The following is a 13,265-nucleotide window of genomic DNA, read 5'->3' as shown; positions in this document are numbered from 1 at the left end:
AGGAGTGAACGTTTATGGCAGCAAATAATCCATATCAAGCGTATCAGCAAGGAGCTGTTCAGACTGCTTCACCAGGAGAGTTAACGCTTATGCTGTATAACGGGTGTTTAAAATTTATCAAACTTGCACGAACAGGCATACAGGAAAAAAATATTGAACTGAAAAATACGAATCTGTTAAAAGCACAAAATATTATTCAAGAATTAATGATTACCCTTGATACAAGCGTGCAAGTTGCTAAGTCTATGATGGCTATGTATGACTATATTAACCAGTGTTTAATTGAAGCAAATACAAAAAATGACACAGCAAGCTTGGATGAAGCGGAACAATATGTAACAGAATTCCGCGATACATGGAAGCAAGTTGTGCAGCTTCACCGCCAGCAATTCCATGGAAGCGGCGGTCAAGCATAAATATGATTAACGACCTATATCAGCTAACTGATGAGATTTATCGGCTTATTCAAACATTTTCTGACAAAAATCGAGAAGAAGGCATTCAAAAGTTAGAGTATCTTCTATTAAAAAGACGTGACCTCATAGAGAAACTGCCGCCAAAAAGTAGGGATAATGAATCGATTGGTAAGAAAATTGTCGAAATGAATAAGGAAATTGATCAAAAGCTCATCTTAATTCGGCATCAAATTATGGTAGATCTCCGTTTGCTAAAAGCGAAAAAAAAGCATAGTAACAGCTATGTAAACCCTTACGAAACAAAAACGTTTGATGGAATGTTTTACGATAAAAAAAATTAATCCTGCGTAAAAAAATACAACCCTTCTTCTTATGAAGAAGGTCTATTTTTTTGGTTTTTTCATAAACTTTTCTCAGGTTCCATAAATTTTCACTAAATTTTCAAAAAATTTTAATAGTTTAGGAAGGGATTGTGTCGGGTATTGTAGAATTGTAGAGGTATAGCAATGGATTAAAGGAGGAGTTCGAACATGATGTATAACATTCGCGGTGAAAACATTGAGGTGACTCCAGCAATTAGGGAATACGTAGAGAAAAAGCTTGGTAAGTTAGAGCGTTATTTCGACGAAACACCAACTGCTGACGTAAATGTAAACTTAAAAGTCTACAATAACGATCAAAAAATAGAAGTCACAATCCCAATGAATGATCTCGTATTGAGAGCTGAAGAGACACACAGTGATTTATACGCAGCTGTCGATCTTGTCCTAGATAAATTAGAGCGTCAAATTCGTAAACATAAAACAAAAGTAAATCGAAAAATGCGTGAAAAAGGCGCTGAGAAGTATCTGTTCGCAGCATTAGAAAGTGAAGCGAACGTAGCAGTTGCAACTGAAGAAGATGAATTAGAGCTAGTTCGTACAAAACGATTTAACTTAAAGCCAATGGATAGTGAAGAGGCTATTTTGCAAATGAATATGTTAGGACATAGTTTCTTTGTGTTTACAAACGCTGAGACCAACATTACAAACGTTGTATATCGAAGAAAAGATGGACGATATGGATTGATTGAACCAAACTAAGATTATAGGCTCTCTTAAACAAGAGCAGTAAAGTAAAAGCAGCGTGCCTCCGCACGCTGCTTTTTAGCTGCTTAAAAAAATAGTTCCATCACTACATAGCGCGTAGAAGATTTGGTGAATACACGCGTGGTTTCTTTCATGTTGAATGCCTGATAAAAAGAGACTTTATTTTCTCGTGCGTTACACCAGATCTTTCGTACCCCAAGGTTCTTAGCTTTGAGAAAAACCTCCTCTAGTAGACGACTGCCATATCCTTTTCCTTGTTCTTCTTTGAGAGTAGCAAATTTTCGAAATTGAGCTTCATTACCTGTTATAAATAAGGAAACAACTGATTTTAACTCTCCTTCTTCAAACAGTCCATAGTGAATGCCCAATGGATCATCTTTCAGCTGAATATAACTGAAATCTTTATCAGGCCACATGACGGTATGTCGGACTTCCCAAGCTTGTTCTTTTGTAATCGATTGAACATTCATTCTACATTCCCCTTTTTTATTGTAAGAGTGAGGCAGGGGAAATCACAATAGAAAATAACTTGTTAATAGAGTAGTACTAGTAAAGAGACAGACGAAAAAGGGTACAAGTTGCTACTTGTTTAGCTGCAATGTTACAATTTTACTCAGAATGTTTTATAATGAAAGATACAGATATGAATGAAAATAGTATAAAATGTACTGATTATAAATAGAGGAGCGTTTTAATATGCTTGGATTATTTAAAAAAGTGTTTGACGGCAATCAGCGCCAAATCGGCCGTTTAGAAAAAATGGCGGACCAAATTGATGCGTTAGGTCCTGAAATAGCGTCTTTAACAGACGATCAGCTTCGTGAAAAAACGGCTGAATTTCAACAACGCTACCAAAATGGCGAATCGCTCGATAACCTATTAGATGAAGCTTTTGCGGTTGTACGTGAAGCAGCGAAACGTGTGTTAGGCATGTATCCGTACAAAGTTCAGCTAATGGGGGGTATTTCTCTGCATGAAGGGAATATCTCGGAAATGAAAACGGGTGAAGGTAAAACGTTGACAGCTACTATGCCTGTATACTTAAACGCCATTACAGGAAAAGGTGTACATGTAGTAACAGTCAATGAATACTTAGCGAGCCGTGATGCTAGTGAAATGGGTCGTTTATATGAATTCCTAGGCTTGAAAGTAGGTTTAAATTTAAACCATTTAACGCGTGAAGAAAAGCAAGAAGCATATGCAGCGGATATTACGTATAGTACAAATAATGAACTCGGATTTGACTATTTACGTGATAACATGGTGCTTTACAAAGAACAAATGGTTCAACGTCCGCTTCATTTTGCCGTAATCGATGAAGTTGACTCTATCTTAATTGATGAAGCACGTACGCCGCTTATTATATCCGGCAGCGCGCAGAAATCGACTGCTCTTTATATTCAAGCTAATGCATTCGTTCGCACGCTTGATAAAGAAACCGATTTTACTTTTGATATCAAAACAAAAAGCGTTCAGCTAACCGAAGAAGGTATGTCAAAAGCAGAGCGCGCATTTGGCATTGAAAACTTATTTGATATTTCACACGTAGCGCTAAACCATCACATCAACCAAGCGCTTAAAGCACATGTAACGATGCAAAATGATGTGGATTACGTAATTGATGAAGATCAGGTCGTAATCGTTGACCAATTTACTGGTCGTTTAATGAAAGGAAGACGTTTTAGCGACGGCTTGCATCAAGCTATCGAAGCTAAAGAGAATGTTGAGATTCAAAATGAAAGCATGACGTTAGCTACGATCACATTCCAAAACTACTTCCGTATGTATGAAAAATTATCAGGTATGACGGGTACAGCTAAAACGGAAGAAGAAGAATTCCGTAATATTTACAATATGCACGTTGTTGTTATTCCGACAAACAAGCCAATTTCACGTGATGATAAAGCAGATTTAATTTATAAGTCAATGGAAGGCAAGTTTAATGCGGTAGTAGAAGATATTGCCGAGCGCCACGCAAAAGGACAGCCTGTTCTTGTTGGTACAGTTGCGATTGAAACATCTGAAATTTTATCAGCTTTATTAAAGAAAAAAGGCATTCCCCATCACGTTTTAAATGCAAAACAGCATGAGCGTGAAGCGGATATTATCGAAAATGCGGGTCACAAAGGTGCGGTAACAATCGCAACAAATATGGCCGGTCGTGGTACGGATATCAAACTAGGTGAAGGTGTCGTTGAAGCTGGAGGCCTTGCTGTAATTGGTACAGAGCGTCATGAATCACGCCGTATTGATAATCAGCTTCGCGGACGTGCTGGACGTCAAGGGGATCCAGGGGTATCTCAATTCTATCTATCCATGGAAGATGAATTAATGCGCCGATTTGGTTCAGATAATATGATGGCAATGATGGATCGCCTTGGTATGGATGACTCACAGCCAATTCAAAGTAAAATTGTAACAAGAGCTGTTGAATCCGCTCAAAAACGCGTTGAAGGTAATAACTTCGATGCGCGTAAACAATTGCTTCAATATGATGACGTGCTTCGTCAACAGCGTGAAGTTATTTACAAACAGCGCTTTGAAGTACTTGATTCAGACAACCTGCGTGCGATTGTAGAACGTATGATTGAATCAACTCTACAGCGTGTGGTTGAAGTAAACACACCGCGTGAAGAATTAGAAGAAGAATGGAATTTACAAGCGATTATTGATTACGTAAATGCTAATGTTCTTGAGGAAGGTGAAGTCACAGAAGAAGATCTTCGTCGTAAAGAGCCTGAAGAAATGGTAGAACTGCTGGTAGATCATGCAAAAGCTCGTTATAATGAAAAAGAAGAGCAGCTCCCTGAAGAACAAATGCGTGAATTTGAAAAAGTTGTTGTTCTTAGAGCAGTTGATTCTAAATGGATGGATCATATCGATACGATGGATCAGCTTCGCCAAGGTATCCACCTTCGTGCGTACGGCCAAACAGATCCTCTTCGCGAATACCAAATGGAAGGTTTTGCGATGTTTGAAAATATGATTGCAAGCATTGAAGAAGAAGTGACGAAGTATATCATGAAAGCAGAAATTAACAACAACCTTGAGCGTCAAGAGGTAGCGCAAGGTCAGGCGGCTGTTCATCCAAAAGAAGGAGACGCGCCGGCTAAGAAGAAGCCAAAAGTAAATGCAATAGAAGTTGGCCGAAATGATCCTTGTATCTGCGGAAGTGGCAAAAAGTATAAAAACTGCTGCGGTAAAGAATCATAAAGTAAGAGTCAATTAGTATAGAATGAATTAGTACAGGAAGGAAATGAGTCTTCTCATTTCCTTCCTGTGCGTCAAAAATAAAATAGAGGTGTTCAACTCATGGATTTAGTAGAAATTAAGCAAGAACTTGACAAAACAGCTAAGCGATTAGCGGACTTTAGGGGGTCTCTTTGACCTCGATACAAAACAAGCTCGTATCGATGAATTAGATGAGACTATGGCTGATCCAAATTTTTGGAATGACCAGCAGGCAGCTCAGACTGTTATTAATGAAGCCAATGGTTTGAAAGATGCAGTAAATCAATTTAACCACTTGGATGAAACATATGAAAATTTACAAGTGTCTCATGAACTTGTAAAAGAAGAATACGATGAAGATTTAGCAGAAGAACTAGTTAGTGAATTAAAAGAGCTTATATCAGGCATGAATGACTTTGAATTACAGCTGCTTTTAAGCGAGCCGTATGATAAAAATAATGCCATTTTGGAACTGCACCCAGGTGCTGGTGGAACAGAATCACAGGATTGGGGTTCAATGTTACTACGTATGTATACGCGCTGGGCGGAGAAAAAAGGTTTCAAAGTAGAAACGCTTGATTACTTACCTGGAGATGAAGCTGGTATTAAAAGTGTAACGCTTTTAATTAAAGGTCATAATGCGTATGGGTATTTAAAAGCTGAAAAAGGCGTTCATCGTCTCGTTCGTATTTCTCCGTTTGATTCATCAGGCCGTCGTCATACATCATTCGTATCGTGCGACATAATGCCGGAATTTAATGATGAAATTTCAATTGATATTCGTACGGAAGATTTGAAGGTTGATACGTATCGTGCAAGCGGTGCGGGAGGTCAGCATATCAATACAACAGATTCAGCTGTTCGTATTACTCACCTCCCAACTAATGTAGTCGTATCTTGTCAGACGGAACGTTCACAAATTAAAAACCGTGAGCAAGCAATGAAGATGTTAAAATCTAAGCTGTATCAATTAGAAATTGAAAAGCAGCAAGAACAGCTAGCTGAAATTCGCGGAGAACAAAAAGATATTGGGTGGGGAAGTCAAATTCGTTCGTACGTATTCCATCCGTATTCATTAGTAAAAGATCACCGTACAAATACGGAAGTCGGAAACACGCAAAGCGTAATGGATGGAGATCTAGATCCATTTATCGATGCGTATTTACGTTCTCATATTTAATCAAAAGGCAGCATACTTAGGTATGCTGCCTTTTTTTAGTTGTTGGACTTTGTAAAATTTGGATGAAGAAAAACGAGCGTAAAGAACTATTGTTAAAAAGAAAATTAAGAAAATGCAGAAATTTAAAGGTTGCTGTCGTCAGTTCACTTATTTTGTCAATGAAATAAAATGGTTAAAAATACCTGTTTTGCAGTAAGTGCTTCTTTACAATCCTTTATATTCCTTTTACAAACAGTATTTATAATTTGAGTTAAATCATGAGGAAGGGGCATGTGCAGTGGAAAATAAATCGTTAAACGAATTAATAGAGCAAGTGAAACAAAATAGCTTTTCTTCGAGTAAAGGGTTTGATAGACGGCGTTTTTTACAAGGAGCTGGAAAAGTAGCGGGAGTATCACTTGGCTTAACAATTGCTCAGTCTGTTGGTTTAAATGCAGTAGAAGTTTCAGCTGCAGCGCCTAAATTTTCAAGTTATCCGTTCACTCTAGGCGTCGCATCAGGAGACCCTTTAGCAGATAGCATTGTTCTTTGGACAAGATTAGCACCAGACCCGTTGAATGGCGGGGGAATGCCTAATCAACCTATTCCGGTAAAATGGGAGCTTAGTGAAGATGAAGACTTTCATCGAATTGTCAAACGAGGAACAGAAGTGGCTAGACCTGAACTTGCTCATTCGGTTCACGTTGATGTAAAAGGATTGAAGCCGAGTCATATTTATTATTATCGATTTAAAAGCGGCCATGAGTTAAGCCCGGTTGGAAAAACAAAAACACTTCCTTCAGCAAATGCAGAAGTAGCCAGTATGACGTTTGCATTTGCTTCGTGTCAGCAATATGAACATGGGTACTTTACAGCCTATGAGCATATGGTTAAAGAACAATTAGATTTTGTCGTTCATTTGGGCGATTACATCTATGAATATGGACCAAACGAGTACGTGGCTGCAAGCGGAAACGTTCGTACTCACAGCAGCGCAGAAATTCAAACGCTGCAAGATTATCGAAACAGGCATGCTCAGTACAGGTCAGATGCCAATTTGAAGTCTGCTCACGCTGTTTTTCCATGGATTGTGACGTGGGATGACCATGAAGTAGAAAACAATTATGCAAATGTAATTCCTGAAAAAGGACAATCAGTAGAAGCATTTATTCAACGCCGTGCGGCAGCTTATCAAGCTTATTACGAACACATGCCTTTGCGTCAAACATCCTTGCCTCACGGAGCGGATATGAGATTATATCGTGACTTTTCATATGGGAAACTAGCTTCTTTTCAAGTGTTGGATACGCGTCAATACAGAGACGATCAAGCGAACGGAGACGGAACAAAGCCGCAAACGCCAGAATCTCTTGATCCCAAACGTACGCTATTGGGGAATGAACAAGAAAAATGGCTGTTTACTAATCTTGAAAAGTCAGCGTGTCATTGGAACGTACTGGCTCAACAAATTTTCTTTGCGCCAAGAAAATTTGGAACGGCTGCTAAGCCTACATACAGCATGGATGCATGGGATGGGTATACGGCGAATCGTCAGCGCGTCATTGATTTTATTGAAAAGAAAAAGTTGGACAACGTCATTGTACTAACTGGAGATGTACACGCTAACTGGGCTTCTAACTTATACGCGGATTTTGCTAACCTTAATTCAAGAATTATTGGTGCAGAGTTCATCGGCACCTCCATCACTTCCGGAGGGAACGGAGCAGATAAACGAGCAGACACGGATAAAATTTTAAGTCAAAATCCACACCTCACATTTTTTAATGATTATAGAGGATATGTAAGGTGTACGGTAACTCCTGATATATGGCAAGCCGATTATCGCGTTGTGCCTTTTGTAACAGAGCCTGGTGCAGAAATTTCAACTCGAGCTTCCTTTCAATATAAAAAAGATGGAAAAGGTATGACGGAAGTTGAAGTAAATAACGTGCCGCGTGGACTAAAGATTTCTAAGGAAGTAGAGGAAGATCGTATGCGGGCACACGGGAAAGCACATGAAAAACAAGAGTTGAAAAAGAAAGAAAAAGTTCAGCAGTAAACTAAGTAAGAAAAAGGAGGTCAAGTATGTTTTCTAATATTGGAATCCCTGGTTTGGTTATTATTTTAGTCATTGCGTTAATAATTTTTGGACCGTCTAAGCTGCCGGAAGTTGGACGAGCGTTTGGACGAACATTAACTGAATTTAAAGGAGCAGCAAAAGGGCTCGTATCAGATGATGAAAGTGTTAAAGAAAAGCAGACCGCAACCGTTTCTGAACAAAAAGGGAATGAATCCACATCGTAAGTAAGGAAATAGACGAGGAAACTCGTCTATTTCTACTTGTGAGAAAGGAGAGAAAGACAATGGGAGAAATGAGCCTGATGGAGCACCTTGAAGAATTGCGTGTTCGTATTATTAAAACACTTTGTGCATTTGTAGTTTTACTTATTGTCAGTTTTGTATTTGTGCAAGATATTTATCAGTGGCTAGTAAAAGATTTGGACGGCAAGCTTGCGGTACTTGGACCAAGTGAAATCGTATGGATTTATATGATGATTGCATTTGTTTTTGCGCTTGCTTTTACACTTCCAGTAGCTGCTTATCAAGTATTTCGGTTTGTTTCACCTGGTTTAAAAAAGGAAGAATATAAGGTTCTGATTACCTTCATTCCATTCTTTTTTCTTTTGTTTGTAAGCGGGCTGGGGTTTGGTTATTTTATTTTATTTCCAATGGTTTTAGCATTTTTAACGGGCTTGTCGAATGATCAGTTTTCACTGATGTTTACGGCTGAGCATTATTTTCGTTTTATGCTTAATCTTTGTTTACCGTTTGGGTTTTTATTTGAAATGCCTTTAGTTGTTCTATTCTTAACGCGCCTAGGGGTTCTAAATCCATTAAGGTTAGCTAGAGCAAGGAAGCTATCATATTTTGCTTTAATTGTGATATCCGTACTTATTACTCCTCCTGATTTTATTTCGGATATTGTAGTCATTGTTCCGCTTCTGCTTTTATATGAGCTCAGTGTGACAATTTCACGCGTAGTATACAAAAAACGTTTAGGAAACGAATCAATTGCTTAATCGTATACATAAGTGTGATGAGAGAATTCATGAAATTGAAACAAAGTCCTTGTAAACAGAGTGTTTTAAACATTCTGGAGTAGGTTATAATAGAGTGAAAACTCTACAGCAAGGGGGAGAAGGCTTGAAAAAAGTATTACTGACGTTAACAATCGGTCTAGCGCTTGTTTTGTCTGCGTGCGGCGGAGGAAGCTCTAAAAATGAATCTGCTGGTGAATCTTCAGCGAGTGCAGAAGACATTGTGAAGAAAAACTGTACAGGCTGTCACGGAGTAGATTTAGGAGGAGCGAATGGGCCAAGCTTGCAGCATGTAGGCAGCAAGCACTCAGAAGCTGAAATTCAAAACATTATTAACAATGGTCAAGGCGGTATGCCAAAAGGACTAATCAATGAAGAAGATGCAAAAAAAGTTGCTGCTTGGCTGGCAAAGAAAAAATAAGACGGGTATCCGTCTTATTTTTGTGTTAAAGCTGCTTTAATTCTTGATTTAAGACAATGGCTTGCTTTTGAGCTTTGACATCTTTTGTTATGTCTCCAGGTGCATTTGCTTCTCCAATGATGTATCCGCTAAAGGAAGAGCCAATAAAATCGACAATGTATTGAAATTGCATAATAAGAGGAAGAGCTTTTATAGATGCACCTGTGCCCCCCACTACTAATACATACACGCGCTTATTTTTCATTTGTTCTTTAAAGTTGATTGTCGAATCTCTAAGACTTTCAGACCAACGATCCATAAAGTTCTTCATTAATCCGCTCATACCGTACCAGTAAAGAGGCGTAACAAATAAAATAGTGTCGTGCGCTGCCATCTTTTTCGCTATATCATAATAATCATCTTGTTGGTTGGTAAATCCAAGTTCATCGTGACGCATATCAGTAATAGGGTTAATGGTATGCCGGCGCAAGTAAACTTCTTCCGTATTGATATCTTTTAACACTACTTTAGCTAATTCCTCCGTATTTCCGTTTTCTCGTGAACTTCCATAAATGGTGATCATGTTATCTCTCCTCATCGTTTTTCTTATTTATCATACCTTGTTTGTGAAAAAAGTAGACATGAATGTGCTTTGTCTAACGATATTCGTAAAAAAATGCACAGCAAAAAACAACAGAATTAAAAATAAGGATAAATTCTCATACCTTGCTAAAAATATCCTACTTATGTCATATTTGAAATAAAAATGTAATATTTTTGGGGCTTATTTTCACGAAGAGTGATGTTATAATGAGAAAGCGCGTGAGAAGAGTCGAATTTTTGGTTTGAATTGTAGAGTTTTGTCGTATTTTGACAAGTTTTACATAGTATTAAAATAACACACTTGATTAGGTGATTACTTATGATTGAAATGCAAAATGTATATAAAACGTATCCGAACGGTGTAAAAGCAATCAATGGCATTAGCATCAAGATTAATCAAGGTGAGTTTGCTTATATCGTAGGACCAAGTGGAGCAGGAAAATCCACTTTTATTAAAATGATGTATCGTGAAGAAAAGCCTTCTTCAGGAAATATCATTGTAAACGGTGCAAATGTAGCAAAAATAAAAGATAGCAAAGTTCCTATCTTTAGACGTCATATTGGTGTAGTCTTTCAAGATTTTAAGCTGCTTCCAAAATTAACGGTCTATGAAAACATTGCTTTTGCACTAGAAGTAATTGAGCAAAGTCCCGAAGAAATTAAAAAGCGAGTGCTAGAGGTGCTAGAGCTTGTTAAGTTAAAGGGTAAAATGGATTCTTTCCCTGATGAACTATCTGGAGGAGAGCAGCAGCGTGTGTCTATTGCGCGTTCAATTGTGAATAGTCCTAAGGTTGTCATCGCCGACGAACCGACAGGGAATCTTGATCCGGAGACTTCGTGGGAAATTATGGATATCTTTGAGGAGATTAATAAACGCGGTACGACTATTTTAATGGCAACGCATAACCGTGAAATTGTAAATACAATTCGAAAGCGCGTAATTGCGATTGAAAATGGAAATGTTGTGCGCGATGAAGTAAGAGGTGAATACGGATATGAAGGCTAGGACATTCGGTCGCCACTTACGTGAAGGATCTAAAAGTTTAGGAAGAAACGGCTGGATGACATTCGCATCTGCAAGTGCTGTTACCGTGACGCTCTTGCTTGTAGGCGTATTTTTTATGTTGATGATGAATTTAAACCACATTGCCAAATTGATTGAAAATGATGTGGAAATTCGCGTTCACGTTGATGCTGCAGCTACAGCAGAGGATCGAAAAGCAATGAAAGAAAAGCTAGATGCAATTAAGCAAGTTGATACGGTGACGTTTTCTTCTAAAGATAAAGAGTTAAAAGATTTAATTAATAGTATGGGTGATGAAGGACAAGCTTTTGAACCGTTTGAACAGCAAAACCCATTAAATGATGTATTTGTTGTTAAAACAAAAGAGCCGACTGATGTCGCAAAAGTAGCTAAACAAATTGAGAAATATCCGTATGCAGCAAAAGTTCAATACGGACAAGATCAAGTTGAAAAGTTATTTAAAGTGCTGAAAGTAGCTCGTAATATCGGAGTAGTGCTGATTTTAGGGCTTCTATTTACAGCAATGTTCCTAATTTCAAATACAATTAAAATTACGATTGTAGCTCGCCGTGAAGAGATTGAAATTATGCGCTTAGTTGGAGCCACGAACTCCTTTATTCGCTGGCCGTTCTTTATTGAAGGTCTGTTTTTAGGAGTGCTTGGTTCTATTGTGCCAATTGCAGTTATTATCGGTGTGTACAGCGTTTTATATAATGAAGTTCAACCTAAGTTTGATGGATTCTTTGAACTTTTACCTGCCTTTCCATTCGTGCTTCAAGTGTCGCTATTATTACTAGTGATCGGCGGTCTAATTGGGATGTGGGGAAGTACATTATCCATCCGTAAGTTCTTGCGAAAATAAGAATAGATTTTTAACATAATAGATTACAACAACCTCACATTTGATGTTTATCAAATGTGAGGTTGTTGTGTAATTACACATAAAAATAGAAAAAAGTGCTAATGGGGGTCTTGCTAATGCCCGTTTATACGGGGAAATATGTGCAGATGGGGAGAAACAAATGACACGTAAGACATTAGTAATGACAGCAGCAGTTTTAGTTGGACTAAGTGCGGTTTGGATAGGTGATGAAAAAATTGCTTATGCACAAAGTGCCAGCACTACTAAACTCAGTGATTTAGAGAAAAAAAGTGATGATGTGAACCAAAATATTAATCAAAATAAAGAGAAATTAAAAGAGGTTCAAGAAAAGCAAAAAAACGAAGAAGCTGAGATCGCGCGCTTGGATTCAGAAGTCGGACAAACGAATGCAGATATCCGCAGCCATGAATCTGAAGTAGAAAAAGCAAAGCAAGACATCGAGAAGCTGAAAAGCGAGATTGACGTTGTAAAAAAAAGAATTGAAAAACGAAATGAGCTATTAAAAAAACGTGCTCGTGCTTTACAAGAAAATGGCGGGTCTGTGGATTACATAGATGTACTGCTAGGCTCTGAAAGCTTCGGAGACTTTATTAGCAGAGTGAGTGCGGTTTCGACAATTGTAGGGGCTGACCGTGATTTGTTAATGCAGCATGAAGCCGATAAAAAGGCAAAAGAAGAGAAAGAAACAAAAGTTCAAAACAAGCTAACGGAAGTAAGTCAAGCGCTTGAAGAACTTAAAAATCTTCGTGCGCAGCTGCAAAAACAAGTGGATGAAAAGAATCAGCTCATGCAAACGCTCAAAGATCAGGAAAAAGAATTTAATGAAGAAGCCGTTGGATTAGAAGAGCAAGCTTCTATTTTAGCTGATCAAAAAAATGCAGCACAAGCTCAACAGCAAGAAATTGAAAAAGCCGGGGCAACAGAGGAGGCACCCCCTGTTACAAGCGGGTCGTTTATGAGGCCGGCAAAGGGCCCGGTAACATCTCATTTTGGGTATCGAGAAACGTTTGGAAGAGGACACTACGGTATTGATATTGGAAAGCGAGGAGAAAGTGTGCCAGTTGTAGCCGCGGCAAGCGGAAAGGTAATTAGAGCATATCATTCTTCTTCTTTTGGTAATGCCGTATTTATTCGTCACAATGTAGAAGGTCAGACGTGGGTTACAGTTTATGCTCATTTAGAGAGCTACAGCGTCTCAAGCGGTCAATCTATCAATAAAGGTCAACAATTAGGTTATATAGGGAACACAGGACGTTCGTTTGGTGCTCACCTGCATTTTGAATTGCATAAAGGCGATTGGAAAGGTAAAAGTTCCGCTGTAAACCCTGAAAGTTATATTAAATTTTAAGTTCCTAGCATACGT

14 protein-coding genes are annotated in these 13,265 nt (G+C 38.4%); 12 read left to right on the top strand and 2 right to left on the bottom strand.

What is annotated here, in order from left to right:
• Window positions 1–14: 14 nt before the first annotated feature.
• The 3 genes from fliS to hpf all read left to right on the top strand — a co-directional run bounded on the left by fliS (window position 15) and on the right by hpf (window position 1,498).
• Window positions 15–416 (top strand): flagellar export chaperone FliS, encoded by a 402-nt coding sequence (fliS, locus tag ACFX4W_RS17505; protein ID WP_043977404.1) that lies wholly within the window; start codon window positions 15–17, stop codon window positions 414–416.
• 2 nt (window positions 417–418) lie between these two features.
• Window positions 419–757 (top strand): flagellar protein FliT, encoded by a 339-nt coding sequence (gene fliT / locus ACFX4W_RS17500; protein WP_043977402.1) that lies wholly within the window; start codon window positions 419–421, stop codon window positions 755–757.
• Window positions 758–946: 189 nt separating this feature from the next.
• Window positions 947–1,498: a ribosome hibernation-promoting factor, HPF/YfiA family gene (gene hpf / locus ACFX4W_RS17495; protein ID WP_013059750.1), complete on the top strand. Its 552-nt coding sequence runs from the start codon at window positions 947–949 to the stop codon at window positions 1,496–1,498.
• Window positions 1,499–1,569: 71 nt separating this feature from the next.
• On the opposite strand, the gene ACFX4W_RS17490 is transcribed toward hpf, so the two are convergent.
• Window positions 1,570–1,974 carry a GNAT family N-acetyltransferase gene (locus ACFX4W_RS17490; protein ID WP_043977398.1) on the bottom strand — a complete coding sequence of 135 codons (405 nt, stop codon included), beginning with the start codon at window positions 1,972–1,974 and terminating at the stop codon, window positions 1,570–1,572.
• 226 nt (window positions 1,975–2,200) lie between these two features.
• Between ACFX4W_RS17490 and secA the strand changes: the two genes are divergently transcribed.
• From secA to cccB, 6 genes are all read left to right on the top strand, one after another.
• A complete protein-coding gene (secA, locus tag ACFX4W_RS17485; RefSeq protein WP_016765888.1) occupies window positions 2,201–4,717 on the top strand; it encodes a preprotein translocase subunit SecA in 2,517 nt (838 codons plus the stop codon).
• Window positions 4,718–4,816: 99 nt separating this feature from the next.
• Window positions 4,817–5,915, top strand: a protein-coding gene (prfB, locus tag ACFX4W_RS17480) for a peptide chain release factor 2 (RefSeq protein ID WP_114324550.1) whose coding sequence is annotated in 2 segments (ribosomal slippage) — window positions 4,817–4,879 and window positions 4,881–5,915 — 1,098 coding nt in all. Because the reading frame shifts where the segments join, the coding sequence is not laid out codon by codon here.
• A 304-nt stretch (window positions 5,916–6,219) separates the two neighbouring features.
• The gene (locus tag ACFX4W_RS17475) at window positions 6,220–7,953 is read left to right on the top strand and encodes an alkaline phosphatase D family protein (protein ID WP_372587279.1); all 1,734 of its coding nucleotides are present in this window, start codon (window positions 6,220–6,222) and stop codon (window positions 7,951–7,953) included.
• Between the two features lie 26 nt (window positions 7,954–7,979).
• Window positions 7,980–8,198 (top strand): twin-arginine translocase TatA/TatE family subunit, encoded by a 219-nt coding sequence (locus ACFX4W_RS17470; protein WP_016765885.1) that lies wholly within the window; start codon window positions 7,980–7,982, stop codon window positions 8,196–8,198.
• A gap of 59 nt (window positions 8,199–8,257) precedes the next feature.
• Entirely contained in the window at window positions 8,258–8,974 is a 717-nt protein-coding gene (tatC, locus tag ACFX4W_RS17465) for a twin-arginine translocase subunit TatC (RefSeq protein ID WP_043977394.1), read from the top strand.
• Window positions 8,975–9,098: 124 nt separating this feature from the next.
• A complete protein-coding gene (gene cccB / locus ACFX4W_RS17460; RefSeq protein WP_043977392.1) occupies window positions 9,099–9,413 on the top strand; it encodes a cytochrome c551 in 315 nt (104 codons plus the stop codon).
• 25 nt (window positions 9,414–9,438) lie between these two features.
• On the opposite strand, the gene ACFX4W_RS17455 is transcribed toward cccB, so the two are convergent.
• On the bottom strand, window positions 9,439–9,975 hold the full coding sequence (locus tag ACFX4W_RS17455) for a flavodoxin family protein (RefSeq protein ID WP_043977389.1): 537 nt from the start codon (window positions 9,973–9,975) through the stop codon (window positions 9,439–9,441).
• Window positions 9,976–10,314: 339 nt separating this feature from the next.
• Between ACFX4W_RS17455 and ftsE the strand changes: the two genes are divergently transcribed.
• The 3 genes from ftsE (at window position 10,315) to ACFX4W_RS17440 (ending at window position 13,250) form a co-directional block, all read left to right on the top strand.
• Entirely contained in the window at window positions 10,315–11,001 is a 687-nt protein-coding gene (ftsE, locus tag ACFX4W_RS17450) for a cell division ATP-binding protein FtsE (RefSeq protein ID WP_014457812.1), read from the top strand.
• The gene (ftsX, locus tag ACFX4W_RS17445; protein WP_043977384.1) at window positions 10,991–11,881 is read left to right on the top strand and encodes a permease-like cell division protein FtsX; all 891 of its coding nucleotides are present in this window, start codon (window positions 10,991–10,993) and stop codon (window positions 11,879–11,881) included. Before ftsE ends, ftsX begins: the two co-directional genes overlap by 11 nt.
• A 160-nt stretch (window positions 11,882–12,041) precedes the next feature.
• Window positions 12,042–13,250: a murein hydrolase activator EnvC family protein gene (locus ACFX4W_RS17440; RefSeq protein ID WP_280560568.1), complete on the top strand. Its 1,209-nt coding sequence runs from the start codon at window positions 12,042–12,044 to the stop codon at window positions 13,248–13,250.
• The last annotated feature ends 15 nt before the right edge of the window (window positions 13,251–13,265 follow it).

Source organism: Priestia sp. YIM B13489, assembly GCF_042787645.1.
GTDB lineage: Bacteria > Bacillota > Bacilli > Bacillales > Bacillaceae_H > Priestia > Priestia megaterium.
Note: the sequence above shows the minus strand (reverse complement) of the source record. Positions and strands in the feature narration are given on the sequence as shown.